Genomic DNA, 26,967 nt, shown 5'->3' on the forward strand with positions numbered 1-26,967 from the left:
GCACATAGTATGCAACCCATTCAACAAATCCACCATATTTCAGCCATCGTAGCCGATCCGCAAACGAACGTTGCCTTTTACCGTGACGTGTTGGGGTTACGTCTGGTCAAACAAACCGTCAATTTTGATGATCCCTACACGTATCATCTTTATTACAGCAATCAAGCGTTAGAAAATGGGACCATCATCACTTTCTTCCCTTGGGCAAATGCCCATCCTGGACGAGTAGGAAGCGGACAAGTCGGCACGATCGCCTTTCGTATTCCTAAAGGCAGCAGTGCCTATTGGCAAGAACATTTGGCGAAACATCAAGTAACTGTCCAAGAAAGTACATTGTTTGATCGGCCAACTTTAGAACTTCATGATCAGCATGACCTGTCTTTGGCGTTAGTCGAAGCCGAAGAATCGGCGGAAACACCAGCGATTGTAGGCTTTCATGGGGCCGTCTTGCTTTCGGCACAACCAGAAGCGACCATTCAAACGCTGGCAGATGATCTAGGACTGAACATTTTTAACAAAACAGAGAAAAGCACCCATCTTCATACCGCAGGCACCCTCGCTCATGAGATCGTCGTGCCCCATGAAGCACTGCCAGCAGGACGCTGGGGTGTTGGCACCGTCCATCACATCGCGTGGTCTGTGCCAACGGAAGCAGTGCAAAAAGAGTGGCAAGAGTACTTGTACGATCAAAGATACGGAGTCACTGAAATCAAGGACCGCAACTATTTCAAAGCCGTCTATTTCCAAGAGCGGGGCAACATCGTCTTTGAGATCGCAACAGAAACCCCAGGCTTTTTAGTTGATGAACCATTAGAAACGTTAGGACAGCAGTTGATGCTGCCAGCCCAATTTGAAAGCCGCCGTGTAGAGATCGAGGATCGCTTGCCAGACTTATCGGTTTAGAAAAAAGGAGACGCTGTATGCACTATTTAGATCCCAAGGATTTGACCCAACGAGAAAATTATAAACTACTGATTGGCTCCATCATTCCACGGCCAGTGGCAGTGGTCAGTACGCAATCAGCCGATGGTATCGTCAACATCGCCCCATTCAGTTTTTTTAACATCGTCAGCTCAGAACCCGTGATCCTCTCGTTGGCTATCCAGCGCAAAGAGGGGGAACTGAAAGACACCGCCCGCAATCTGTTGGCGACGAAAGAAGCCGTCGTGCATATTTTGGATCAAACAAATGTCCAAGAGGCCAATAAAACCGCGGCATTATTGCCCGCAGACCAAAGCGAGTTGACGGTTTCTGGGTTTACCACAACGACATCGAAAACGATTGCCGTTCCTGGCTTGAACGAAGCCAGTGTACGCCTAGAAACGATTCTGCATCAGCACGTACCCATCAAAAAAGACCAGCAGACCACTGCCGATCTCTTATTGTTGGAAGTCGTCGGCTACCAGATTGCAGAGGATGTCTATCAAGACGGCAAGATCGATCCCCGTGCGTTACAAGCAGTCAGCCGGCTAGCGGGAAATTCTTACGCAACGATTGGGGAGATTTTCGATATCAAACGACCAAGTTAAAGGAGGAACTTCGATGAAAGCAATCTACCAACAAGGAGCAGCCGATGCACCAGCTTTGGTGCTGCTCCACGGCACTGGTGGCGACGAACAGTCGTTGCTGGAAGTAGGCAAAGCCCTTGATCCCCGAGCATCACTATTAGGTATTCGTGGGAACGTTTTAGAAAACGGCATGCCTCGTTACTTCAAACGTCTAGCTGAAGGGGTGTATGATGAAACCGACTTAGCACTTCGCGGCGACGAATTAGCCGATTTCATTCGGCAAGCCGCCAAAGAATACAACTTTTCATTAGCCCAAGTGGTACTGGTGGGTTATTCCAATGGCGCCAACATTGCCATTCGCTTATTACTAAATGATAGCGACCACTTCAAAAAAGCGATCCTCTACCACGCCATGTATCCAGTCGAGAATTTACCGACGAATTCCTTGCCTGACACTCATGTGTTTCTGAGTTTTGGCAGAAACGACCCGATCGTTTCCCTAGCTGACAGTGCTTACGTCCAAGAGATCTTCACCTCCCGGGGTGCAGTCCTTTCAACCGTTTGGACCCCAAGTCATCAGTTAACGTATGAAGAAGTCGAACACTCGCGCAAGTGGTTGACCGAACAATAAAGCAGTGCCTCTTTCCTAATCAAACAGCGATCCTGCTGGTTGGTTAGGTTTTTTTGTTTCACGTGAAAACAATTCGAAAGAGTGAGAGGGGATACATTACTAGGGGCGCCTAGTTCAATAGCAGCCCACTAAGGATTTACCAAATAATCCTTTTTCTGAAACGAATAGAGTCAAATCAGCATAATCAGTGAATCAAGACAATGTGTTTTAAAATAATCCATAAAAAATCAATTTATTTCAAATGATTTCAAAAGTGAATTTTAACAAAATAGATGCTTGAAAATCACTTTTTTGAAGTATTTCTTTCAACAAAAGCAATGCTTCTTAGTGAATTAATTTGAAATAATATGAAATAAAGTGGTTGTAAATGAAAAAATTTTGTGCTATTCTGGGTCTATAATAAATGGCTAAGGAGAATGAAGATGAAATTAGCAACGAGAATCAATTCATTTTTATCAATTTACGAAAATGATTTAGACAATGTATTTGGCGCATTCAAAGAATTGGGGCTTGATTATGTAGATTTAAATTATCCGGAGCACGTCGGTGGGACGGCTGCCTCTGAAATGAAAGAGAGATTGGAACAAGCTGATTTGAAATTGAATGGTGTTGCATTGCGATTTAGAGAAGAATTTATCAACGGTGAATTAGGCAATGCTAACTCACAGGTTGCGCAGCATGCCTTAACGTTATGCAAAGAAGCTGCTGATTATTGTCGTGCAGCAGGTGGAGAAGTCGTAACCATTTGGCTTGGTTTTGATGGCTTTGACTATAGTTTTCAAATCAATTACCAAAAGGTTTGGAATCAGATTCGAGATGCCTTTATTGAAATTGCTGACTACGCACCAGATTTGAAAATCAGTATCGAGTACAAACCATTTCAACCAAGAGCCTATGCGTTCATTGATAGTATGGGTATCACTGGAATGATGCTTAATGAGATCAACCGCAAAAATGTAGGTGTGACCCTTGATTATTGCCACATGCTAATGAAACACGAAAACCCTGCTTTTGCTGCGGATCTGTTCGCTGGAAAAGGGTTATTATACGGTGTGCATCTGAATGATGGGTATGGGTTAAACGACGATGGATTGATGATCGGTTCAGCAACACCCTTCAAAACATTAGAATTCTTGTATTATGTCAAAAAGCATAACTATGATGGTGTGATTTATTTTGATACGTTCCCTGTAATTGAACATGCATCAAAAGAGTGCGAACAAAACATGAAAATGATCAAGCAAATGGATCAAATGATCGATAACGTAGGCTTGGCTGCGATTCAAGCTGTGATCGATCAAAACGATGCAGTCGCAGCCAATCAGTTGCTGCTTGAATTTTTGTCACCAACAAATCAATCAAAATAAAAGGAGTGGGGAAGATGGATTACAAAGTGATGGCAAAAAATATTTTAGAAAAAATAGGCGGAGCGGAAAATGTTCGCAATATGACACATTGTGCCACCCGGTTGCGCCTAACGTTACATGACACCGCAAAAGCGGATGATCAAGCCGTCGAGAATATCGACGGAGTGATCAATGTCATTAATAAGGCGGGCCAGTACCAGCTTTTGATTGGGACAGAAGTTGGAAAGCTCTATGATGAGTTTGAGCCGTTAGTTAAAGGTAACGAAAGTTCTGGTAGCCCTACCACGGAAGAACAAGCTTCTGGCAGTATTATCAGCAATATTTTTTCTGCCGTATCTGCTATTTTTGCGCCACTACTCCCAGTTTTGGCGGGCTCAGGGATTTTAAGAGGACTGCTGATTTTGTTTGTTCAGCTCGGGTTGATCAGTGAAGACAGCGGCACTTATTCGATTTTATTTGTTGCTTCTATGAGTGTATTTTATTTCTTGCCCGTATTGTTAGCGTTTACTTCGGCGCGGCGGTTTGGTGCCAGCCCGTATATCTCGGCATTGATCGGGGCTGCGTTAATCAATCCTGATTTTATTGCATTGATGGGAGGAGCAGGCAACGGTGCAACGACGGAGTTCTTTGGGATTCCAGTCGTTTTGATGAACTACAATTCGACTGTCGTACCAATCATCCTTTCGATTTGGGCTTTTTCATATCTCTACAAATTCTTAGACAAACACATACCGGAGACTTTAAAATTAGTGGTCGTTCCGTTAGTCTCACTAGCGATTATGGTTCCATTGACAGTGATCGTTATTGGACCAATCGGGGTCTATAGTGGCGAAGCAGTTGCTAATGTGGTGAATTGGTTGATCGAGCGTAGTAGTGTGCTAACTGGAATCTTAGTTGGTGGTGGTTGGAGTGTTCTCGTAAGTTTGGGCATCCACTGGGCAGTCAATCCAATCATGATCAATAACGTTTCGACCTATGGCTTTGATTACATCGTTCCTTTTACTTTTGCATGCAACTTCGCCGTGATAGGTACAACGATTGGCGTTTACTTTAAAGCGAAAGATAAAAAACTGCGAAGCTTTGCTTTAACTGGCTTAGTCACGATCGCATTATCAGCGATTATCGAAGCTACTTTGTTCGGCTTACTTGTAAAAAATAAAAAACTTTTCTTAGCGCAAATTATTGGTGGTGCTGTGGGTGGTGCCTATTTAGGGTTGATGCAAGTTGTAACGAATGCCTTTGTCTTTGGTAGTGTCACCACTTTTCCCGCCTTTGTAGGCTCAACTTCCTCGAATTTCATACAAGCGATGATCGGTTTACTGATTTCAATGGTGGTTTCAGCAGTCTTAGCATTTGTATTTACCAATCGAGACGAGACATTGGCGTAGAAAGCAGGGGGAATATGGGTCTATTTAAGAAGAAAAATGTTATTTACGCACCAGCTAAGGGTGTGGTGAAAAGTATTGAACAAGTGGAGGACGAGATGTTTTCAACCAAACTATTAGGCGATGGGTTTGCTGTGGTACCAACAGATGATCTTGTTACAGCACCGATTGAAGGAACAGTGGTCTCTGTGTTTCCTACAAAACATGCGATTTCGTTAAAAGCCAAAAATGGCTTAGAAGTTCTAGTCCATATTGGGATCGATACTGTGGAGCTAAATGGCGCAGGGTTCGATACCAAAGTTTCTGAAGGTGACAAAGTTACTGCCGAGAGTGTGCTGGCAAAAGTTGATTTTCCGTTTTTGGCATCACAGGGCAAAGAAACGGATGTAATCGTTGTTTTCACTAATTCCGCACAGCGAACCTTAGTGATGACAGAGAAGCAAGGGCGTTGTGGACAAGCGATTGGCGTTATTAATGAGTGAGAGCATTTGCTGACAGGAGGTAGTGTTTTGAAGAAAAAAATCTTGTGTCCATCTATGATGTGTGCTGATTTTTCAATGCTAAAGGACGAGGTTGCCGCTTTACAAGCGGCGAAAATCGATATTTTTCATCTTGATGTTATGGACGGACGATTTGTTCCAAATTTTGGTATGGGACTTCAAGATATCGAAGCTATTTGCAAATGGTCAGAAACCTTAGTTGATGTCCACTTGATGATTGAAGATCCGGGAGCGCATGTAGAGAAATTTGCGGATATGGGTGTAGATATCATTTATTTTCATCCTGAAGCAGATCGCCATCCTACAAGAACTATCAACAAAATCAAGCAAAAGGGAAAACAAGCCGGAATCGCCATCAATCCTGGAACAAGTGTAGCAATGATCGAAGAACTGCTGCCATTGATCGATTACGTGATGGTAATGACTGTTGATCCCGGTTTTTCAGGTCAAGCATATTTGACACACGTGGAAGGGAAAATAAAGCAGCTTGCTGCAGTTAAGGAACGTTATTCCTACCAATTGATGGCAGATGGAGCGATTTCGCCTGCCGTAATGACTCGCTTAAGCGCCTTAGACGTTGATGGGTTTGTTTTAGGGACCTCCGCTCTTTTTGGAAAAGAAGAATCGTATCAAGAACTGATTTCAATATTTAAAGAGGAGGATCAAGCATGAAACTAGCAATCGGTTGTGATCATGTTGGGTTTGAATTAAAAACTGATATCATTACTTATTTGGAGTCGTTGGGGCACACGGTACAAGATTTTGGGACACAAAGTGCTAAACGCGTTGACTATCCCAATTATGCGGCGGCTGTTGCAGAAGCGGTGGTAACCCAAAAGTGTGATTTGGGAATCTTGATTTGTGGCACAGGGGTTGGTATCTCAATTGCTGCCAACAAAATCAAGGGCATCCGAGCCGTGGTGTGCAGCGAACCCTATAGTGCTAAGCTCTCAAGAGAGCATAACAATACCAACGTACTGGCGTTTGGTTCGCGCGTCGTGGGCATCGAACTAGCGAAAATGATTACTAAGGAATGGCTGGCTGCTGAGTTTGAAGGTGGTCGTCACCAAAAACGGGTAGGAATGATTGGTCAGTTAGAAGTAGAATGATCAAAGGTTAGAGGATTCGCATTAGCGAATCCTCGTCTTTTTTTGTTAATGAGAAATTTATTTTATAATCGAGATCAAATTGACGAACAATGAAAGTCCTTGCTCATGACAAGAGAAAAAGTATGGTATAATTTGAAAAAAAGTGAAGTTGACCAATTAATGGAGGTTGCTATGATTCCATATGAAAGACAAGAAAGAATTTTAGAAGCTTTGGCTCAAGATGAACTGTTAAAAATAGAGCAATTGCAAAGCATTTTGCCTACTGTTTCTATCTCAACATTGAGGCGGGATTTAAAAGAATTAGAAAAATCAGGAAGGGTTGAATTGTTGGCTGGTGGCGCAGTGAAGATTTGTTCAACGGCTTCCGAAATGCCGATTGCAGCTAAGGCTGCTTTGTATTCCCAAGAGAAAGAAGCGATCGCTACTTTGGCTGCTGAGTTGGTTCACGATGGCGATGTGATCTACCTAGATTCTGGTTCGACTTGTACAGCGTTACTGCATAAAATCATTAATAAAAAAATCACGATTATTACTACCAATACGAGTGTCTTTACAATTCAACAAGAAACTCCTGCCGAGATTTTACTTCTTGGTGGCCGATACAATCCCGTTATTTCATCCTTGAATGGTCCATTGACGGATGCAAATTTACAAACGTTTAACTTTCAAACGGCTTTTTTAGGTGCTAATGGTATTGATGCTGAAAAAGGTGTAAGCACCCCCAACTTGGTAGAGGCGAACAAAAAGCGTGAAATTCTAAATAATGCCAAAACCGCCTATTTATTGTGTGACAGCTCGAAATATGGACAAGTCGCCGCGGTAAAAGCTTTTAGTACAGAAGACGTTGTCATTATTTCTGATGCTTATAACGATAAGATTGGAGAACTGACGCAAATCATCTATCCGAATTAAAAACAGGATGGCATCTGAGTGGTATTGGTAATGTTGGAAATACAATTTAATAAAACGCATAATGGAAAATGAGTTTGGCGATGATCAAAACCAGTTAGGGATTATACCTAACTGGTTTTTTTATTAAGGCAGCAAATTTGTTGATAGTTCCTTTATTTAACAACGTTGATTGTTGTATCGGTGAATGGTGGAGTGACTCATGGTTCTTTAGATACCAGGGCGCAAAAATCAGTGGATTTATTAGTTAAAAATAACGTTGTTATCGTACTATTGATGAATTTCAATACCTTTATCAAGTGGTTTGTTGTTTTAAAATCATTGTTTTGGCGCTATTTTTCGTATTTAAAGATAACAAAGACATTTTTATATAAAAACAAAAATTTTGTTGACAGACAAAATGAAAGCGTTTATATTGGATATGTGGTTACTACCAGTTGAGAGTAAGGGGAGGACATAAGATGCTTGGTTTGGTTTTAACAGGTCATGGAGGATTTGCGCAAGGGATGGAAAATGCGCTTGCGATGATTGCAGGGCCGCAAGAACAGTTTCTAACAGTGCCGTTTTTAGAGGAAAATCCGTTAGCTGACTTTGAAAAAGAGTTGCAAGGAGCAATCGATCAATTAAAGGAAACCTGTGATGGGGTCGTGATTTGTGCAGACCTTGTGGGCGGGACCCCTTTTAATGTTGCGATGACCGCTGCCAATGAGGACCCGCAAGTCGAGGTCATCGGCGGTAGCAATCTGCTGATGCTAGTGGAAGGTTCGTTGACTAGATATACAGCAGCTGATCCAGAGCGTTTTTGCCAAGAGCTGGCAGAGATTGGCAAGACCGGTATTTTTCACGGAAAGATCAAAGGCCATGAGGAAATCAATGAGGAAGAAGGGATTTAACGATGTGGGAAATGATCTTAGCAGCCTCAATCGTGGTACTTGTTTTTCTCTTTCTCTTTTTGGCGGTCTCGTCTTTCTTGAATGGGAAACATCTGAAAAAGCAAAAAGGCTATTTCGCTGAATTGCAGCAGTCCTTGAAAAAGGGGCAGAAAATCAAATTATACGGCGGCATTATTGGGGAGATTCAAGCACTTGGGAAAGAGACAGTGGATCTAAGGGTGAAATCGGGAACGGTGATCGAAGTAGAACGTAGTGCGGTTGCAGAAATCATGCAGTAAATAAAAGGAGGAAATATTTATGGGAGAACCAAATATTTTATTGACGCGAATCGACAATCGGTTGATTCATGGGCAAGTTGCCACCCAATGGAACGGTACGTTGGGGGCAAATCTAATTTTAGTGGCAAATGATAAGGTCGCCAAAGACAAAGTCAGACAAGGGTTGATGGATATGGCGGCGCCAGCTGGCGTCCAAACGAGGTATTTCTCGCTTCAAAAAACCATCGAGATCATTCATAAAGCATCGCCAAAACAAAAGATTTTCATGGTGGTTGAAAATCCGCAAGATGCGTTGAAATTAGCTGAAGGTGGGGTGCCGATCAAGAAACTGAACATTGGGAATATGCATATGTCAGAAGGGAAAAGACAGGTTGCTACGACAGTTGCCGTCGATGAAGCAGATGTCGATGCCTTTAAAAAACTGAAGGAAATGGGGGTGCAATTAGTGATCCAGCGGGTTCCAACGACACCTGTTGAAGATGAAAAGAAATTATTTCAGTAATGCAGAGGTAAGGAAGGAGAAAGAAAATGGATTACACGATTTTTCAAATCATTTTAGTCTTCATAGTCACATTCATTGCCGCGATCGATCAATTTAGTTTTTTAGAATCATTGTACCAACCCATTGTTACTGGGATGGTTATCGGACTTATTCTTGGAGATCTTCAAACCGGCTTGATCGTTGGCGGAACGTATCAGTTAATGACGATCGGCAATATGCCAGTGGGCGGCGCGCAACCGCCAAATGCGGTGATTGGCGGAATTATGGCAGCAATCTTAGCAATCACGCTGCAGCTGGAACCCACAGTAGCGGTTGCTACGGCGATTCCGTTTTCTTTGCTGGGGCAATATGGGGTGACGATTATCTTCTCACTAATGTCGCCAGTGATGTCAAAAGCCGACAGCTACGCCCATGATGCCAATACGAAGGGCATTGATCGAATCAATTATTTAGCGATGGCGGGTCTTGGAACGATCTTCGGCTTGATCGTGGTCTTATTCTTTATCGGCGGTGCTGCCTTCGGGAATCAGGCGGTCGCAGCGATCCCTCAATGGTTGATGGGTGGGCTCGGCGCAGCTGGGGGCATGATGCGGTATGTCGGTTTTGCGATTTTACTAAAAGTGATGGTTTCCAAAGAAATGTGGGGCTTCTTCTTTATGGGGTTTGGTTTAGCCACGATCGTGATGGCGGCACCTTCCTTGCAAGGACCCGCCTTGATCATTCTAGCCTTTATCGGCTTCGCATTAGCCTTTTGGGATTATCAAATCCAGTCCAAATTTAAAGTAGCAGCAGCCAATACCTATGATTTCGGAGGCGATGAAGATGGCATATAATATTCCCGATTCTTATAGCGAACAAGCGCCCGCAGAACAACTGGATAAAAAGACCTTGAACAATATGGTCTGGCGTTCCTTATTTCTACAAGCCTCTTTCAACTATGAGCGAATGCAAGCAGGAGGCTGGTTATTCAGTATTTTACCGGGATTGAAAAAGATCCATAAAAATGAAAAGGATTTGGCTGCTTCAATGAGCCATAACTTAGAGTTTTTCAATACTCATCCATTTTTGGTGAACTTTGTGATGGGGATCATTTTATCGATGGAACAAAACAAAGCCGATATTCCCATGATTCGGGCAGTGCGAGTCGCCGCGATGGGACCGTTAGGCGGGATCGGTGATGCGTTGTTCTGGTTTACCTTGGTACCAATCACGGCGGGTATCACAGCCAATATGGCGATCAGCGGCAATATCGCTGCACCGTTTATATTCTTACTAGTATTCAATGCGGCCCAATTTGGTTTGCGGTACTTCTTGATGCACTGGTCCTATCGTTTAGGGACAGATGCAATTGGCATCTTAACGGAAAATGCCAAAGAGTTTACCCGAGCAGCGAGTATTTTAGGGATTTTTGTTGTCGGTTCCTTGACCTGCGTGTATGGAGCGACGTCTTTGGATATTCAGATCCCTAACGGCACTACCAATGAAGTGACGCAAGCGACGACGATCGTGGATGATCAAGCAGCCATTGCCGCTTACGAAGACATGCTGTATACCACGGATGAGAATGGTCAATTGACCGACACATTGCAAGAAAATGCTGCGGTCAATGAACTGGCTAACGGCAAATATGAATTGACGTTTAACAAAGTCAACGAAGTGCCTGTGACGATCGATATTCAAAAAATCCTCGATGGGATCTTGCCGCAAGTGATTCCATTGACCATCACATTGATGCTGTATTTCTTCTTATCAAAACGCGGCTGGACGCCGTTGAAATGTATCGCTTTGCTGCTAGTGATCGGCTTGATCGGTTCTGGCTTTGGCCTGTATCCATCCATTTGGCCGCAATAAGCAAGCTAGCAGAAGAAACGACGCAACACGTAGGAGGAGTTTTGCTAAGCAAGCAACAGCTGACTTTTCAGCTTAGCTCGTGCTGGCAATTGGTTCATTTTCCTGCGTGAAAAGACGTAAATTCAGGAAACAGAGCCCCTGTAGACGATTGTTTGACACGCCTATCGGGAAATAGTACACTCGTTATGTGGTAGTAACCAGTTTGGAGGGGCTTATGAATATCAATAAAAATCGACAACCATTATACGATCAATTGTTAAATTTACTGATTGAAAAAATCGAAAATGAAATGGAAGCAGACACAATGCTTCCCTCAGAAAGAGAGCTGTCAAAGCGCTACGGATTAAGTCGGACCACCGTTCGCTTGGCTCTACAGGAGTTAGAAAAATTAGGCTATATTTATCGCCAACATGGCAAAGGCACCTTTGTCTCGGATATCCGCAAGCAGGCAACCAATTTATCAGGTTCGTATAGTTTTACCGAACAGATGAAAGCACTGGGGAAACAACCGGAAACTAGAGTATTGGCATTCAAAAAAATGGAAGCGACAAAATATTTTGCCACTCAGTTGCAAGTTTCCATCGGCGAGCCGATCTACAAGTTAAAACGATTGCGTCTTGCTGATGGCCAGCCGATGATGATCGAGCGTTCTTATCTGCCGGTCAAACGCTTCATGCATTTAACGAGTGAGATGATCGAGCAAAAACCATTGTACGATATCTTCCATGAAGATTTTCATCAAGTGATCCGCCTCGCGGACGAAGAATTTTTTGCCAGCATTGCCAGTGCAAAAGATGCGGCATTGCTAAAAATCCACGAAGGTGCGCCGGTGTTGAACCTGGTACGCAGCACGTTCAATATTGAAAATGAAGTGATCGAATACACCTTGAGTGTTGCCCGAGCAGACCAATTTAGATACAAAGTCCGCCACTTGCGTAACGACGAGTAGCGCATTTCCTAGACAGTCTGAAATGATCCACTCGAGCAAAGAAAAGGCGTGTATTAAAAACCAGTGAGGTCGAGGAAGTTTGCCCTTTGGGTGATCGCTAAGCATTCATCCAAGACAAGCGCTCCTCGCACCGTCACTGGGAATACATACTGGAAAAACAGTAGCTAGGAGGAAGAAAGATGTTTCAACTGTCAACAAAGGAATTAGCAGAATTAGGTGCGGAGATTACAACAAGAGAAATCAAACAACAGCCAGAACTTTGGCAAGAAACCTTGACGATCTATCAAGAAAAGCAAGAGGCGATCGCGACTTTCTTACGTACCATCAAGCAAAAGACGGATAAACGCATTCGGGTGGTCTTCACGGGAGCGGGGACGTCGCAATATGTTGGAGATACGATCGTTCCTTACTTGAATAAGACCGGCGCAACTGCGGATTATCTTTTTGAAAGTATTGCTACGACGGATATTGTCGCAGCTCCAGAACAAGTTTTATTTGCGGATGAACCAACACTGCTCGTTTCTTTTGCTAGAAGCGGCAATTCACCAGAAAGTTTAGCAGCGGTCAAAATCGTCGATCAATTCGTTGCCGATAGCTATCATTTGACGATCACTTGTGCAGCCGACGGATCTTTGGCACAACAAGCTGCCGCTGATGAAACGAGCTATCTGTTATTGATGCCTGAGAGGTCAAATGATGCTGGCTTTGCAATGACGGGAAGTTTTTCTTGCATGGCTCTTTCCGCACTGCTGATTTTTGACCAGACGCCTCTGACAGAAAAGAGGCATTATGTTGAAACCCTTAGCCGGTTGGGGCAAGAAGTGATCGACAGAGAAACAGAACTCCAAGTACTGACGGACCGTTCCTTTAAGCGGATCGTTTACCTTGGGTCAGGCACGTTGTCGGGGTTGACCAGGGAAGCACAGCTAAAAGTATTGGAACTGACTGCGGGAAAAATCGCCACCGTGTTCGATTCTTCGATGGGCTTCCGTCATGGACCGAAATCATTCGTAGATGATCAAACCCTCGTCTTTGTCTTTGTCAGCAATACGTCCTATACGCGGCAGTATGATCTTGATATGTTGGAAGAATTAAAGAGCGACGGCATCGCCGCCGCAGTGACTGCTATCGGACAGCCGACAGCTGTGAATTTCTCAGGAACAAACTTTTTCTTTCCAGATGACACATCATTGCCAGACGGTTATCTTGCCTTAGCAGACATTGTCTTTGCACAAACGATCGCACTGCTGGCATCGATCAAAGTCGGGAATACACCCGACACACCTTCGCCAACGCGTACCGTCAATCGGGTGGTCAAAGGCGTGACGATTCATCCGTATAACAACTAACGATGACTGAGAAAGCCCACCACGAGCACGTATCTTTTCGTGTACGAAGTCGATACGTGCGGTGGTCAATCAGTCGAACGGCTTCATCAATAGACATTTTTATACGTGCTGACAACCGTTTCGCCAACGCTGAAAAAAGTGAAAGCGGTTGATTCTTTGGCATGGACAAAAAAGGAGGAATTTTAATGAAAGCAACCGTAACGAAAGCCAAAAAAGCAGCGATGGATCGCCTGTCAACGAAAGAAGGAGTGATCGCAGCTTTAGCGATCGACCAACGAGGTGCCTTGAAAAAAATGATGGCAGCACTTGGCGTGGAGGCTGATGCAGAGAAAATCAGCCAGTTTAAAACGCTAGTCTCACAAGAATTGACCCCTTACGCGTCTTCTATTTTATTAGATCCAGAATATGGGTTGGCAGCTGCGCAAAGCCGTGATCCAGAGGCGGGGCTTTTGCTGGCGTATGAAAAAACCGGCTATGATGCGACTACGCCGGGACGTTTGCCTGATTTATTAGGGGAATGGTCGGTTGAGCGATTAAAAGCAGCTGGCGCAGATGCCATCAAATTTTTGCTTTACTATGATGTAGATGAAGATGCCCAGATCAATCAGTTGAAACATGTCTTTGTGGAACGACTCGGCAGTGAATGCCAAGCGGCTGATCTGCCCTTCTTTTTAGAAGTCCTTTCCTATGATGCTAAGCTGCCTGAAGTCGACTCAAAAGCATATGCGCAACGCAAACCAGAAAAAGTCATTGGATTGATGAAGGAATTTTCAAAACCGCAGTACAAAGTCGATGTGTTAAAAGTGGAAGTACCAGTCAACATGAATTATGTGGCAGGTTTTGCTAAGGAAGAAGCCGTGTATACCAAGGAAGAAGCTGCCGCGTATTTCAAAGCGCAAAGCGACGCGACGCATCTGCCGTTTATTTTTCTCAGTGCAGGCGTATCAGCCAGCTTATTCCAAGAAACGCTGGTTTTTGCCAAAGAAGCTGGCTCCACCTTCAATGGCGTCTTGTGCGGCCGGGCAACGTGGAAAGATGGTGTTGAACCCTTTGTAAAACAAGGAACAGAAGCAGCCAAAGAATGGCTAGCAAGTACTGGAAAACAGCACATCGAAGACTTGAATGAAGTGATCCAAAAGACCGCCACTTCTTGGTGGGACAAAGTCACGGTCGAAGAATAGTTTTTTCGCTGTTTGACAAGAGAAATGGCCAGTAATCAGACATCTTAAGGGCTTTTGAGAAGAAGTGGTAGGCTTCTGACTTAAGGCTCTAGGGTGTCTTTTTCTAGTGAAAAAAGGTTGATAGTATAACGGACGCTGCCCTCATCTAGACAAAAAAGGGTTAGCAAAAAATTATGAAAAAAAGTCAGAGCACTATGGATGATTTATCATAATTTTTTCATATAGACTAAGTTAACTTTGCTAGTTAAAAGAAAAAGAAGGGAAGAAAATCAATCCTAAAAGATTTGTTAACAGGTTAAGTCAAAAATCCCTCGAAATCTTTTCTCATTTTTCAGCAGTATTGCCAGTAGAAGATCGCTTGATAAAAAAGCCGTGGCTTGCTATTCTGTTCTGTAAATTGACAGAAGGAGATGGCATATGAAGCAAATGGCAATCAAAGAGAATCCGTTTTTGACGCGTCTGGATTATCAGCGGGCATTGGAAGACATGATCGCTCCTTTGCAAGCAGCGATCTTGGCAGATGACTATCCAGGATTGAATCTAGGTAGCAGTGGGGCCGTGTATGACCGAACACGGGCTGAGATGGAAGCGCTTGTGCGTCCTTTGTGGGGGCTCGCGCCTTATTGGAGAGGTTGCCCAGATGATCCGTTACGAGCAGCTTACGTAGAAAAAGTGATAGCAGGGACAGATCCTGAACACGCGTTTTACTGGGGAAGGATCACGGATTATGATCAATACATCGTGGAAGCAGCCGCATTGTCATTGACCCTATTGTTGCAAAAGGACGCTTTTTGGACAGCGTTGCCGCAGAAGAACCAGCGAAAGCTAGTGGCTTGGCTTTCCCCAGCACTTGAGTGCAAGATTCCTAAGAACAACTGGACATTCTTCAAAGTGTTGATACGCGTTGCCTTGTTTCACTGTGGGGAACCGTTGGCAAAAGAAGAATTGTCCCAAGAGTTGGCATTGATCGATTCCATGTACGTTGGCGATGGTTGGTACGTAGACGGGAAAACGACGCAGCGAGATTACTACATTCCTTTCGCGTTTCATTATTATGGCTTGATTTACGCTACATTTATGCAAGACGAAGACCCAGAATGGGCGCAGCGTTTTAAAGAGCGAGCCACATTATTTGCGCAAGACTTCGTCTATTATTTTGATGAAGACGGCGAAGCCTTGCCCTATGGCCGCAGCTTGACTTATCGGTTTGCACAAGGGGCGTTTTTCTCGGCACTGGTTTTTGCAGATGTCGAAGCGATCCCATGGGGACAGGTGCGAGGACTACTGGCGAAGCACTTGCGCAATTGGATGGCACAAGAAATTTTCACTTTCGATGGTCGCTTGTCTATCGGGTACCACTATGAAAATCATGTGATGGCAGAAGGGTACAATGCACCAGGCTCGCCTTATTGGGGGCTGAAGACCTTTTTGCTTTTAGCGGTCGCAGAAACGCATCCTTTTTGGCGGGCTGAACCTGAGCCAATCAAAAGAGAGCCGCAAAAACGGATTGAAAAAGGCAATATGTTGCTGGTGCACAACGAAAAAAGCCATCATCTGTTGGGGTATCCTGCAGGCTTGATGCTTGAACAGCAAGCCCATGCTCAATCAAAATACAGCAAATTCGTCTATTCGAGCAAACTTGGTTTCAGTGTGCCGAAAGCTGGCGTCACGTATGCCGAAGGCGCCTTCGATAGCACATTAGCTATTGCTCGAGATGGCAGCTATTTTCGCACGAAGGGCGCAGTCAGGGATTATCGAGTGACGGAAAAAGGGGTCTTTTACCAATGGGCACCCTTTGAAGAGGTAGTGATTGAAACTGAGATTTATCCCTTTGGTCAGTGGCATGTGCGCGTGCACGAGTTGACGACGACGATTTCGTTGGACCTCCGTGAGGGCGGGTTTAGTGTACCGCTGACTGGACGGTTGCCTCAGGCCCAAACAGGACCGACCTGGAGTCGAGTCAGTGAAGGAGGCTTTTGTTCTCAAATCATCAACATCGAAGGCTATCAACAAGCCAGTATTGTTCAGCCAGAAGCCAATACCTCCGTCTTTTTTCCAAGAACTAGTTTTCCATACTTAGCACAACATATTCCACCAGGGAAGCACCGTTTGATTTGTTTAGTCGGTGGTATCGTAGAAAAAGAAAGGAGCGATCCAAATGATTACGCTAGCAATAAAAAATAAGCAGGACCAGGTGATCGTCGGTCGCATCGACCATGAAAAAGAACCCGCGCTGTTTCAAGTTTCTGGTGATGATTTGGCCGTATTAGCCATTAAAAACTATCCCTATGAGGAAGGGGATAAGATCGTCGTTGAGGTGACGGGGGAAAATCCGTATTATGTCCTTCAGCTTGATGAAACCTTAGCGCCATCACTGATCTATCTTTCCCAATCCACTTGGGAATATCAGATCCCTTGGACGGAATCTCATCGAAAGTCCTCGGTGGAAACGGCCTTTGCCTCGCAGCGCCATCACCTGATGGTGCGTAAAGCCCATGCGTTTGAGATCACGAATTATCAAAATTTATCTTTCAATGCCCATGATCAAAAGTCAGCGACAGGGGCGTATCCTCATGCTTCAGCGAATGTGGAGACGCGAGATGATTCCGTCTTTTTTGCCAAGAATGCGATCGATGGAAAATATGGCAACCGATCCCACGGGTCGTATCCGTTTGCTTCTTGGGGCATCAATCAGCAAGCCGATGCTGCATTGACCATTGATTTTGGTCGTCCCGTCTTGATCGATCGGGTTCGTTTTCTATTACGGGCAGATTATCCCCATGATAGCTATTGGACCAAAGGGACCTTGGTCTTTGCTGATGGAGAAGAGCTGGTGGTGGAAACGACAAATACGGCGTCTTTTCAAGAAGTTCGTTTTCCGAAAAAAGAAACGACTAAGCTAACCTATAAAGAGCTGCAAAAAGCAGAGGATGATTCCCCATTTCCAGCTCTTACACAAATCGAAGTATTTGGTTGGAACTGTTAAAAAAAAGAGGACAAGAGCATGACAGGTCTGCATTTGTGGGCAGCTGTCATGCTCTTTTTTTAGGAATCAATGAAGGAAGGTCGCTTTTTTTGTTCGTTTACGTTATAATGATTTAAGTTAATATGTTAACAAGTTAAGAGGAGGGGAAACATGCGTCTGCAAGAGAACAAACAACGCTTGATCCTGTTAGGAGAAAAAGTGACCGATGTGTGGTTAGCGGATAAAATCACCGCGTGCATCCAACAGATCGAAAAAAATAGTCAGCGCTTTGGCACACAGTTTCCTTCAGCCTGTGCCACCAATGGCAAATATCGGCTGAAAGGCAACGATGATTGGACCAATGGCTTTTGGACGGGGATGTTGTGGCTCGCCTATGAGTGGACCAAAGAGAAGAACTTTTTGACTCGAGCAATGGAGAATATCGACAGTTTTCAAACGCGCTTAGACGACCATTTTGTATTAGATCATCATGATATTGGATTTTTATATAGCTTATCTGCCGGTGCGGGCTACAAGATCACTGGCGATGAACACTGCAAGCAAGAAGTCATTCAAGCAGCAGATGTTTTGTTGGCACGTTTTCAAGAAAAGGGGGAATTTATTCAAGCTTGGGGCACTTATGGCGACCCACAAGAATACCGCTTGATTATTGATTCGCTACTGAACTTGCCGCTTTTATTTGCAGCAACCCAATTATCGGGAGAGACTCGCTATGCAGAGGCCGCGAGTAAGCATTATCAGACAGTCCGAAAGACTGTCATCAAAGTTGACGCCACCACCTTTCATACGTACTATTTCGATCCAGAGACGGGGCAGCCAAGTCACGGTGCGACGCATCAAGGAAACAGCGACCAATCGATTTGGGCACGAGGGCAAAGCTGGGCGATTTTAGGGCTTCCTTTGAATGAAAGCTACTTGCATAGCCAGCCTTTTCCAGAAAATTATCCGCAGATCGTGGAGGTGTTTTTGGCTCATTTACCCGCAGATCTCGTGCCGTATTGGGACTTTGATTTTAACGACCAACATCCTGCTGAAAAAGACAGCTCAGCTTTAGCGATCGCGGCTTGTGGCTTGTTGGAAGCAGAGAAAATGGAGGCATATCCTGATGCCCAAAAAATCGCTAAAGGGATGCTTTACCAATTAGGCGAGCAGTATGCAGCGAGCCAAGTGCCAGAAAATGAGGGCTTATTGCTGCATGGTGTGTATGCTCATGCGAAAGGCAAAGGCATCGATGAACCCAATCTTTGGGGTGATTATTTCTATTTAGAAGCATTGATCCGATTGGCATTGCCTAATTGGCAAAGATACTGGTAAAGGGGAAGACGACATGCGAACGTTTGAGATAAAAGAAGATTTCTTGTTAGATGGAAAACCAATCAAATTGATCAGCGGAGCGATCCATTATTTCCGTATGACACCGGCGCAATGGACAGATAGCCTCTACAATCTAAAAGCACTGGGAGCCAACACAGTTGAGACCTACATTCCTTGGAATCTCCACGAACCTCGTGAAGGAGTCTACGACTTTGAAGGAATGAAAGACATTTGTGCTTTTGTAAAGCAAGCCCAAGCGCTAGGCTTGATGGTCATTTTGCGGCCTTCCGTCTACATTTGTGCTGAATGGGAATTTGGCGGGCTGCCAGCTTGGCTGTTAAACGAACCGATGCGGTTGCGCTCAACCGACCCACGCTTCATGGCAAAGGTGCGTAACTATTTCCAGGTCTTGCTGCCAAAGCTTGTGCCGTTGCAGATCACCCATGGGGGACCAGTGATCATGATGCAGGTGGAAAATGAGTACGGCTCTTATGGCATGGAAAAAGCGTATTTGCGCCAGACCAAGGAGTTGATGGAAGAATACGGCATCGATGTACCCTTGTTTACTTCAGATGGGGCATGGGAAGAAGTCTTGGACGCTGGGACATTGATTGAAGACGACGTCTTTGTCACAGGCAATTTCGGCAGTCGCTCCAAAGAAAATGCGGCTGTGATGAAAGAGTTTATGGCAAAACATGGCAAAAATTGGCCCATCATGTGCATGGAATATTGGGATGGCTGGTTCAACCGCTGGGACGAGCCGATCATCAAGCGAGACGGTCAAGACTTAGCCAATGAAGTCAAAGAGATGTTAGCAGTCGGTTCCTTGAATCTTTACATGTTCCATGGAGGCACGAACTTTGGCTTTTACAATGGCTGTTCCGCTCGGGGGGCGCTGGATCTACCACAAGTGTCCAGCTATGATTACGATGCTTTACTGACAGAAGCAGGAGAACCTACCGACAAATACTATCAGGTACAAAAAGCCATAAAAGAAGCCTGTCCCGAAGTGTGGCAAGCCAACCCACGGACCAAGCAATTAGCCGCATTAGGAACCTTTCCCATCGAAAACAGTGTCTCGTTATTGGCCATCAAAGACCAGCTGATGATACCGCAAGAAAATATGTATCCACTAACAATGGAAACTGCCAGCACAGGCTACGGCTATTTGCTCTATTCGGTTCAGTTAAAAAACTATCATCGAGAAAACAAATTAAAAGTGGTAGAAGCTAGCGATCGGTTGCATATTTTTACCGACGGCCAATTACAGGCGATCCAATACCAAGAAACGCTAGGTGAGGAGCTGTTGATCCAAGGGACACCAGATAAAGAAACCATCGAGCTAGATGTCTTAGTAGAAAACCTAGGGCGCGTGAATTACGGGTTTAAATTGAATGGGCCTACACAAGCCAAAGGTATCCGTGGGGGCATCATGCAAGACATTCATTTCCACCAAGGCTATCGTCATTACCCATTGACGCTTTCCGCAGAGCAGCTACAAGCCATCGATTATCAAGCAGGAAAAAATCCGACACACCCCTCCTTTTATCAAACGACCTTCACGCTGACAGAGGTAGGAGATACGTTCATCGATTGCCGTGGGTATGGCAAAGGCGTCGTTATCGTCAACGGTATCAATCTTGGTCGCTATTGGCAACGTGGCCCCGTGCATTCCTTATACTGTCCGAAAGAATTTTTGAAAAAAGGCAGCAACGAAGTCGTAGTATTTGAAACCGATGGCGTGGAGATCAAGGAGCTCGTTTTCTGTGATCAACCTGTCGTGGAATAAAAAGATAGAAGTAGAGACCCAAATTTACGCGGGCTCTACTTCTATTTTTGTTTTGAAATATTTCCAATGCTTGTAGCTGACGATGTATTCAGCGACACTTCCATCTGCTAAATAGGAGTGCTTGACTTGTTTGACCGCAGGCTCTCGGAAGCTCAGTTGCAATAAGTTCAACAATTCAGCATCATCAGGAAAGACGATTTCATTGGTCTCAACAGAAGCCAATGAGAAAAGGTCGATCGCAAAGTCTTTCCGGACCCGCTCATAAACACTGGCATACCGGTTGAGGTTTTTGGCGATCGGTTCTTTCATCAGTTTCTTCGGAAGATGAGTGATGTGAACCAAGAAAGGAACATCGCCAAAATAGCGGACTCGTTTGATTCGGTAGTAGGAAGCACTGGCAGCCAACCCTAATTCTTTCAAAATCTCGGGGTCATTTCCTTCTTCCACCGCAAGGACCTTGACCTTTTCTTGGTCCAGTGAATGCAGCTCGATGTCGGAAAACTTCACACTTTGAGATACTTTTGCTTTTGAAACAAAGGTCCCTTTGCCTTGGATGCGATACAGATAGCCAGCACTCGTCAATTCATTCAATGCTTTGACTGCCGTGATCGAACTAACAGAATACCTTCGCTTGATATCCGCCTCTGAATAAAACTTATCGCCGGGAATGAATTTATGGTCTTTGATTTCTTGTAAAAGATCTTGCTTGATCTGCTCATACTTTGGCAACACAGTGGTTTCCCTCCATTCCATATGAATACATCAAGCATAACATGTTAAATCCTTTCCTGCCACTTAATTATTGTAGAAAATATGTTGTTTTCCAGTCTGTACAGGCCTAAAAAATAAAATTCAATATGTTAAGATATTAGGTTTACGGATGGCTTGCCATGTGGTATAGTATGCTTACAAGGAACATAACATGTTAAGTAGGGCGACCTACGGAGTAGGAGGGAAATTAGTGGAAAACATTGTATTGATCAGTCATGGAGGCATGGCAGAAGGGGTCAAAAGCAGTCTGGAGATGATCGTAGGCCAGCAAGCAAACGTTCACACCGTTTCATTACGACCAGATAGTGACAATCTGCAGTTTGAAAAAGATTTGAACGAGAAAATGAAAGCCCTTAACGGTTCAACATTGATTATTGCGGATCTATTAGGAGGAACCCCGTGCAACGTTGCAGTCAAGAATTATTTAGAGGATGACGAAGTGGCGATTTTCGCTGGAATGACATTGTCCGTAGTGATCGAGGCAGTCGTCAATCAACGAGCGACGATCAACGAGCTGCTTTGCTTAGCCAAAGAAAACATCGTTGATGTCAAAGCAGGGATGAACCAGGCAGAACAAGAAATTTTAGAAGAAAAGCAAGAGGAACTAGGGGATTACAGTGCGTATGCTGGACAAGAAAATATTGTCAATAGTCGGATCGATGAGCGCTTGATCCATGGACAAGTTGCTGGTATCTGGTCCACCAGTTTAAACACGCAACGGATCATCGTGGCCAATGATGAAGCCGCCGCAGACCCATTACAAAAATCTTCTTTACGAATGGCAGCGCCAACTTCGATGCGACTTTCCGTCCTTCCAGTGGCAACTGCAGCCAAGAATATTCGCGCTGGTCGTTACGGCAAGCAACGGTTGTTTTTACTTTTCAAAAATCCCCAAGATGTTTTGCGTTATATTGAAGCAGATGGACCGATCAAAGCGATCAACGTCGGCAACATGAGCTACAAAGAAGGCGCACGGGAAGTGACCAAAAGCATTCAAGTGCTGCCAGAAGAAGAGCCGATCTTTGAAGCGATCGCCGCAAAAGGAATCACCGTCACGGCACAGCTTGTACCCAATGAACCATCGATCGACTTTATGAAGAAATTACGAGGATAAATCGGGCAGCGCTTCGATCGAGGAGAATATGTAGCAGAAGATTTGTCGAAAAACGAGTGTTTTTCACGATTTATCTGAGGCGACACAACGATCGATAACCAGCCAGTTAAGACTCGTTCATACAATTAGGAGGAAAATTCATGCATTTAGCAGCGTATCAAATCATTCTTATTACTGTTTATGCTTTTATTGCTATTAATGATTCACTTATTTCCAATACGTTGACCCAACCAGCGATCGCCGGAATGATTTCTGGAATGATCATGGGGGACTTGAAGACCGGTTTGATGGTCGGCGGTACCTTGCAGTTGATGCGTTTAGGGATCGCCGCATTTGGTGGTGCATCCGTCCCAGATTATTTTACCGGCGCAGTACTGGGAACGGCGTTTGCCGTGATCTCAGGAAACGGCGCGGAATACGGCATTGGCTTAGCAGTTCCAGTGTCCTTACTGATGCTGCAACTGGACGTCGTGGCTCGTTTTTGTAACGTATTTCTACTACACCGAATCGATAGAGCCATCGACAACATGCAAGTCAAACGAATCCCACGGTTAGTTTTATCGGGTTCTTTCTTATGGGGATTGTCACGGGCGATTCCGATTTTATTGATGCTTTTAGCTGGAGATGCAGTCGTTACGACGATTACCGATAACACGCCAGAATGGCTGATGACTGGACTAAAAACCGCTGGTGGCGTCTTGCCAGTCGTCGGGGTAGCGATCTTATTGCGCTACTTGCCAACAAAGCACTATATTCCTTATTTGTTATTAGGCTTCTTTTTAGCTGCGTATCTGCAAGTGCCAATGCTCGGCGTTTCCATCATTGGGCTCGTAGCAGCAATGTTAGTCTTTAAACGAGATAGCGAAAAAGGCACCGTTGCAACGGCAGCTGCTGGAGATTTTGAAGGAGGATATGATGGCGATGAGTGATCAAAAACTGACAAAAAAAGAGTTGAATACCATTAGCTGGCGCTATATTTTGGCAAGCCAATTAAACTGGAACTATGAGCGAATGATGAGTTCAGGCTACCTTTACGGCATCCTGCCCGTCTTGAAAAAATTCTATGGCCACGATGAAACCCAGCTGCAAGATATGCTGCGGACCCACAATCAATTTTTCAATACCAATGCGATCTTTGGGAACTTGATCATGGGGATCGATGTCGCGATTGAAGAACAAGACGGACACAAAGCCAAAGAAACGATCATCGCCTTGAAAACGGCCTTGATGGGTTCCTTAGCCGGTGTCGGTGACTCCTTGTTCCACGTGATTTGGGGAACAATCTTTGGCTCTGTTGCCGGCACATTGGCGCAAAATGGTTCCGTCGTTGGCTGTGTCATCTGGATCATCGCCAACATCGCGTTACTTTTCGGTCGGGCAGCGTTGCTACCTCTAGGTTACAAACAAGGGGTCAAATTAGTGACGACCTTGAAAGACAAATTATCTGCCTTCACCAATGCCGCAACCGTTTTAGGGGTTACAGTGATTGGTGCCTTGATTCCCTCTGTGGTCAAAGCAACTGTTCCTTTTGTCTATAAAAAAGACGGTGTCGAATTAGTGATCCAAGACACGTTGGATGCCATCTTGCCATCCCTTGTACCTATCTTGCTCGTCTTGCTGACCTACTGGATGTTAGGCCAAAAGAAACTAAATTCCACTCGAGTAATTTGGATCATCTTGATCTTATCGATCGTTTTGAGTGCGTTTGGTATTTTGGGTTAGGATTAGCAGTAATAACTGATAGATAAGAATATGTAAATAGAAAAAGAGTGTGGAATATTTTTCCGCACTCTTTTTTTATAAAATAATTTGTACGTTTTTACTCGTAAAGAATTTAATTCAATTGGAAACATAGAAAAAAATAAAATTGTCATTCCCTTTTTGCTCGTCTACTAATATTTTGATGTGTATTGATTATCTGTTGAACAGAATCAAAATAAAACAAGACAGAAACCCTTGATACAGAGGGTTTCTGTCTTTTTGAAGATTATTCCCACTCCACAGTAGCAGGTGGTTTGCTCGTAATATCGTACACGATCCGATTGACGTGTGCGACTTCGTTGACGATGCGGACGCTGATTTTTTGTAGGACTTCCCATGGGATGCGGGCAAAGTCAGCGGTCATGCCATCGATTGAAGTGACTGCACGGATGCCGACGGTATAATCGTAGGTCCGGCCATCACCCATGACACCGACGGAGCGGATGCCTGGTAAGACGGTGAAGTATTGCCAAATGTCGCGGTCTAAGCCGGCATTTGCGATTTCTTCCCGCAAGATGGCGTCCGAGTCGCGGACGATCGTTAGTTTTTCTTCTGTTAATTCGCCAAGGACACGAATGCCTAGACCTGGTCCAGGGAATGGTTGGCGCCATACGATGCTGTCTGGCATACCAAGTTGAGTCCCTAATTCACGGACTTCGTCTTTGAACAAGGTGTTCAATGGTTCGATCAATTTGAATTGCATGTCTTCAGGTAAACCACCCACATTGTGGTGTGATTTGATGGTTTGAGCAGTCTCGGTCCCTGATTCGATGACGTCGGTATAAAGGGTTCCTTGGGCAAGGAAAGAAACGCCTTCTTCGCCAGCTAGTTTGGTTGCTTCATCATCGAAGACGTACACGAATTCATTTCCGATGATCTTGCGTTTTTCTTCAGGATCAGAAACCCCCGCAAGTTTTGATAGGAAACGTTCTTTGGCATCAACTTTGATGATGTTCAAGCCGAATTTGCCGCCTAAGCTTTCCATTACTTGCTCGGCTTCACCTTTACGCAAGAGGCCGTGGTCAACAAAAATACAAGTCAGTTGATCGCCGATCGCTTTTTGTAAAAGAACACCAACGACAGAAGAATCGACCCCGCCTGAAAGACCAAGCAAGACTTTTTTGTCGCCCACTTGTTCGCGGATTTTTGCGATTTCCATATCGATGAAGTTGTCCATTGTCCAATCACCTGTACATTGACAAACGTCAATGGCAAAGTGACGCAATAAGTCGTTGCCGTATTCTGAATGGCGAACTTCTGCGTGGAATTGGATGCCGTACATTTTGCGCTCGGCATCTTGGATAGAAGCGATCGGGCAATCTTTGCTCGTTGCCACGACATCAAAGCCTGCAGGTGCTTGAGTGACCAAGTCTCCGTGGCTCATCCACACGGTTTGGGTTGCGGGCGTGTTTTGGAAAAGGGCCGCTGCATCAGAAGTGACTTCCAATTCTGCTTTGCCGTATTCACGGTTTTTGGCAGGTTCAACTTTTCCGCCTAATTTATAAGTAATCAACTGCATGCCGTAACAGATCCCTAAAACTGGGATGCCTAACTCAAAAATTTTCTCGTCGATGCCGAAAGAGTTCTCGTCGTAGACGCTGTTTGGTCCGCCAGATAAGATGATCCCTTTTGGGTTCATCGCTTTTACTTCTTCAGCGGTAATGCGGTGGCTCAATAATTCTGAGAAAACACCGAACTCACGAATACGGCGTGTAATCAGCTGGTTGTACTGACTACCGTAATCAAGTACGATAATTTTTTCGACGTTTGGCAGAGTGTCAACGTTTGTCACAATAAATTACCTCAATTCTTTTAGTTTTTATTGAAAAAAGGCTGGGCCTTTTCAACAGCATAATCATAAAAATGAAGCGGTCAATACTTGCGCAAGAACACTTCATCAATCAAATGGTGCTTTGTTTTATGAAGAATTATATCGGCTCTGCTGCGTGTAGGCAAGATATACTCGTGTAAATTCTTTAAATTCACATTTTTCCATACTTCTTTTGCCATTTTAATCGCTTCCTTGCGATCCCCGATCGCATATTGGTAATAATAATTGCTGGGATCTTGAAAGGCCGTGTCTAGTAATGATTCAAATCGTTCCAAATACCATTTTTCGATCAGTGCTGGTTGGGCATCCACGAAAATTGAAAAATCAAAAAAGTCGCTGATATAGATTTGTTGGTTGGCAGGCAGTTGTAGGGTATTGATGCCTTCTACGATCAAGATATCTGGTTGACTGATCGTTTCATACGTATCAGGAATAATATTGTAGACTTCATGGGAGTAGACAGGGATCTGAATGTCTGGTTCTCCTGATTTGACCGCATTCAAAAAGTTGATCAAGGCTTCCATATCATAACTTTCTGGAAATCCTTTGCGATTCAAGCTGCCGCGTTCTTCCAAGACTTCGTTTGGGTACAAAAAGCCGTCAGTGGTGATCAGTTGGACGGTTCTACGGGGAAACAAACGGGCCAACAAATTTTGGACGAGCCGTGCGGTGGTGCTTTTGCCGACGGCGACACTTCCAGCGATGCCGATGATAAAAGGCGGCATTTTAACATAGCGGTGTAAAAAGAGTCCCTTGCTGAGGGTCAATGATTCAAACTCTTTCATATAAAGATGGATCAGATGGCATAAAGGCACATAAACATCTTCCACATCTTGGACCGAGATCCGGTCGTTCAAACTTTTGATATTATCCAATTCTTCTTGAGTGAAAGGCATCATGCCATTCGTATAAAACCCTTGCCATTGCTCACGAGGAATTTGATAAAAATTCATGGTTTCTTGCATAGTAGGCTCCTTTTTTGCGGCATC

The 26,967-nt window shown here is 44.5% G+C and carries 27 protein-coding genes; 24 read left to right on the forward strand and 3 right to left on the reverse strand.

The features are described 5' to 3' along the window. Window positions 1-9: 9 nt before the first annotated feature. The 21 genes from IGK61_RS00990 to IGK61_RS01090 all read left to right on the forward strand — a co-directional run bounded on the left by IGK61_RS00990 (window position 10) and on the right by IGK61_RS01090 (window position 20,501). Window positions 10-903: a VOC family protein gene (locus IGK61_RS00990; protein ID WP_074536640.1), complete on the forward strand. Its 894-nt coding sequence runs from the start codon at window positions 10-12 to the stop codon at window positions 901-903. 17 nt (window positions 904-920) lie between these two features. Next, window positions 921-1,529, forward strand: a complete 609-nt coding sequence (locus tag IGK61_RS00995; protein ID WP_008376465.1) for a flavin reductase family protein — start codon at window positions 921-923, stop codon at window positions 1,527-1,529. Window positions 1,530-1,542: 13 nt separating this feature from the next. Beyond that, on the forward strand, window positions 1,543-2,139 hold the full coding sequence (locus IGK61_RS01000; protein WP_074536641.1) for an alpha/beta hydrolase: 597 nt from the start codon (window positions 1,543-1,545) through the stop codon (window positions 2,137-2,139). 422 nt (window positions 2,140-2,561) lie between these two features. Further along, window positions 2,562-3,506 carry a sugar phosphate isomerase/epimerase family protein gene (locus IGK61_RS01005; protein ID WP_074536642.1) on the forward strand — a complete coding sequence of 315 codons (945 nt, stop codon included), beginning with the start codon at window positions 2,562-2,564 and terminating at the stop codon, window positions 3,504-3,506. Window positions 3,507-3,520: 14 nt separating this feature from the next. Further along, window positions 3,521-4,894 carry a PTS transporter subunit EIIC gene (locus tag IGK61_RS01010; protein ID WP_016609112.1) on the forward strand — a complete coding sequence of 458 codons (1,374 nt, stop codon included), beginning with the start codon at window positions 3,521-3,523 and terminating at the stop codon, window positions 4,892-4,894. Window positions 4,895-4,908: 14 nt separating this feature from the next. Beyond that, on the forward strand, window positions 4,909-5,373 hold the full coding sequence (locus IGK61_RS01015) for a PTS sugar transporter subunit IIA (RefSeq protein ID WP_074536643.1): 465 nt from the start codon (window positions 4,909-4,911) through the stop codon (window positions 5,371-5,373). Window positions 5,374-5,400: 27 nt separating this feature from the next. Further along, entirely contained in the window at window positions 5,401-6,063 is a 663-nt protein-coding gene (locus IGK61_RS01020) for a ribulose-phosphate 3-epimerase (protein WP_074536644.1), read from the forward strand. After that, complete coding sequence (gene rpiB, locus IGK61_RS01025) at window positions 6,060-6,500, forward strand: ribose 5-phosphate isomerase B (RefSeq protein ID WP_074536645.1); 441 nt, start codon at window positions 6,060-6,062, stop codon at window positions 6,498-6,500. Before IGK61_RS01020 ends, rpiB begins: the two co-directional genes overlap by 4 nt. Before the next feature lie 159 nt (window positions 6,501-6,659). Beyond that, complete coding sequence (locus tag IGK61_RS01030; protein WP_074536662.1) at window positions 6,660-7,412, forward strand: DeoR/GlpR family DNA-binding transcription regulator; 753 nt, start codon at window positions 6,660-6,662, stop codon at window positions 7,410-7,412. A 458-nt stretch (window positions 7,413-7,870) separates the two neighbouring features. After that, window positions 7,871-8,302 (forward strand): PTS sugar transporter subunit IIA, encoded by a 432-nt coding sequence (locus tag IGK61_RS01035; protein ID WP_074536647.1) that lies wholly within the window; start codon window positions 7,871-7,873, stop codon window positions 8,300-8,302. Window positions 8,303-8,304: 2 nt separating this feature from the next. After that, entirely contained in the window at window positions 8,305-8,580 is a 276-nt protein-coding gene (gene yajC / locus IGK61_RS01040) for a preprotein translocase subunit YajC (RefSeq protein ID WP_008376459.1), read from the forward strand. A gap of 19 nt (window positions 8,581-8,599) precedes the next feature. Then, a complete protein-coding gene (agaV, locus tag IGK61_RS01045) occupies window positions 8,600-9,082 on the forward strand; it encodes a PTS N-acetylgalactosamine transporter subunit IIB (protein WP_005226769.1) in 483 nt (160 codons plus the stop codon). Between the two features lie 26 nt (window positions 9,083-9,108). After that, complete coding sequence (locus IGK61_RS01050; RefSeq protein WP_005226770.1) at window positions 9,109-9,915, forward strand: PTS mannose/fructose/sorbose/N-acetylgalactosamine transporter subunit IIC; 807 nt, start codon at window positions 9,109-9,111, stop codon at window positions 9,913-9,915. Next, window positions 9,905-10,933, forward strand: a complete 1,029-nt coding sequence (locus IGK61_RS01055) for a PTS system mannose/fructose/sorbose family transporter subunit IID (RefSeq protein ID WP_005226771.1) — start codon at window positions 9,905-9,907, stop codon at window positions 10,931-10,933. The genes IGK61_RS01050 and IGK61_RS01055 overlap by 11 nt, the downstream gene beginning before the upstream one ends. A 214-nt stretch (window positions 10,934-11,147) precedes the next feature. Further along, a complete protein-coding gene (locus IGK61_RS01060; protein ID WP_005226773.1) occupies window positions 11,148-11,882 on the forward strand; it encodes a GntR family transcriptional regulator in 735 nt (244 codons plus the stop codon). Between the two features lie 179 nt (window positions 11,883-12,061). Next, on the forward strand, window positions 12,062-13,231 hold the full coding sequence (locus IGK61_RS01065) for an SIS domain-containing protein (RefSeq protein ID WP_074536648.1): 1,170 nt from the start codon (window positions 12,062-12,064) through the stop codon (window positions 13,229-13,231). A gap of 185 nt (window positions 13,232-13,416) precedes the next feature. After that, entirely contained in the window at window positions 13,417-14,412 is a 996-nt protein-coding gene (gene lacD, locus IGK61_RS01070) for a tagatose-bisphosphate aldolase (protein ID WP_318248576.1), read from the forward strand. Between the two features lie 417 nt (window positions 14,413-14,829). After that, a complete protein-coding gene (locus IGK61_RS01075; protein ID WP_074536650.1) occupies window positions 14,830-16,596 on the forward strand; it encodes a DUF2264 domain-containing protein in 1,767 nt (588 codons plus the stop codon). Beyond that, complete coding sequence (locus tag IGK61_RS01080) at window positions 16,571-17,398, forward strand: DUF7402 domain-containing protein (RefSeq protein WP_074536651.1); 828 nt, start codon at window positions 16,571-16,573, stop codon at window positions 17,396-17,398. The genes IGK61_RS01075 and IGK61_RS01080 overlap by 26 nt, the downstream gene beginning before the upstream one ends. A gap of 150 nt (window positions 17,399-17,548) precedes the next feature. Next, on the forward strand, window positions 17,549-18,712 hold the full coding sequence (locus IGK61_RS01085) for a glycoside hydrolase family 88 protein (protein WP_074536652.1): 1,164 nt from the start codon (window positions 17,549-17,551) through the stop codon (window positions 18,710-18,712). Between the two features lie 13 nt (window positions 18,713-18,725). Continuing rightward, window positions 18,726-20,501 carry a glycoside hydrolase family 35 protein gene (locus IGK61_RS01090; protein WP_074536653.1) on the forward strand — a complete coding sequence of 592 codons (1,776 nt, stop codon included), beginning with the start codon at window positions 18,726-18,728 and terminating at the stop codon, window positions 20,499-20,501. 24 nt (window positions 20,502-20,525) lie between these two features. On the opposite strand, the gene IGK61_RS01095 is transcribed toward IGK61_RS01090, so the two are convergent. Beyond that, window positions 20,526-21,233, reverse strand: a complete 708-nt coding sequence (locus IGK61_RS01095; RefSeq protein WP_010748602.1) for a GntR family transcriptional regulator — start codon at window positions 21,231-21,233, stop codon at window positions 20,526-20,528. A 190-nt stretch (window positions 21,234-21,423) separates the two neighbouring features. On the opposite strand from IGK61_RS01095, the gene IGK61_RS01100 reads away from it, so the two are divergent. The 3 genes from IGK61_RS01100 to IGK61_RS01110 all read left to right on the forward strand — a co-directional run bounded on the left by IGK61_RS01100 (window position 21,424) and on the right by IGK61_RS01110 (window position 24,108). Continuing rightward, complete coding sequence (locus tag IGK61_RS01100; protein ID WP_167826622.1) at window positions 21,424-22,386, forward strand: PTS mannose/fructose/sorbose transporter subunit IIAB; 963 nt, start codon at window positions 21,424-21,426, stop codon at window positions 22,384-22,386. Window positions 22,387-22,526: 140 nt separating this feature from the next. Beyond that, window positions 22,527-23,315: a PTS mannose/fructose/sorbose/N-acetylgalactosamine transporter subunit IIC gene (locus tag IGK61_RS01105; RefSeq protein ID WP_005226797.1), complete on the forward strand. Its 789-nt coding sequence runs from the start codon at window positions 22,527-22,529 to the stop codon at window positions 23,313-23,315. Further along, entirely contained in the window at window positions 23,299-24,108 is an 810-nt protein-coding gene (locus tag IGK61_RS01110; RefSeq protein ID WP_005226799.1) for a PTS system mannose/fructose/sorbose family transporter subunit IID, read from the forward strand. The genes IGK61_RS01105 and IGK61_RS01110 overlap by 17 nt, the downstream gene beginning before the upstream one ends. Window positions 24,109-24,373: 265 nt before the next feature. On the opposite strand, the gene guaA is transcribed toward IGK61_RS01110, so the two are convergent. Continuing rightward, entirely contained in the window at window positions 24,374-25,939 is a 1,566-nt protein-coding gene (gene guaA, locus IGK61_RS01115) for a glutamine-hydrolyzing GMP synthase (protein ID WP_008376418.1), read from the reverse strand. A gap of 80 nt (window positions 25,940-26,019) precedes the next feature. Continuing rightward, the gene (gene coaA / locus IGK61_RS01120; protein ID WP_005226828.1) at window positions 26,020-26,943 is read right to left on the reverse strand and encodes a type I pantothenate kinase; all 924 of its coding nucleotides are present in this window, start codon (window positions 26,941-26,943) and stop codon (window positions 26,020-26,022) included. Window positions 26,944-26,967 lie beyond the last annotated feature (24 nt).

This window comes from Enterococcus sp. AZ063 (assembly GCF_051715045.1).
GTDB classification, from domain to species: domain Bacteria; phylum Bacillota; class Bacilli; order Lactobacillales; family Enterococcaceae; genus Enterococcus_D; species Enterococcus_D casseliflavus.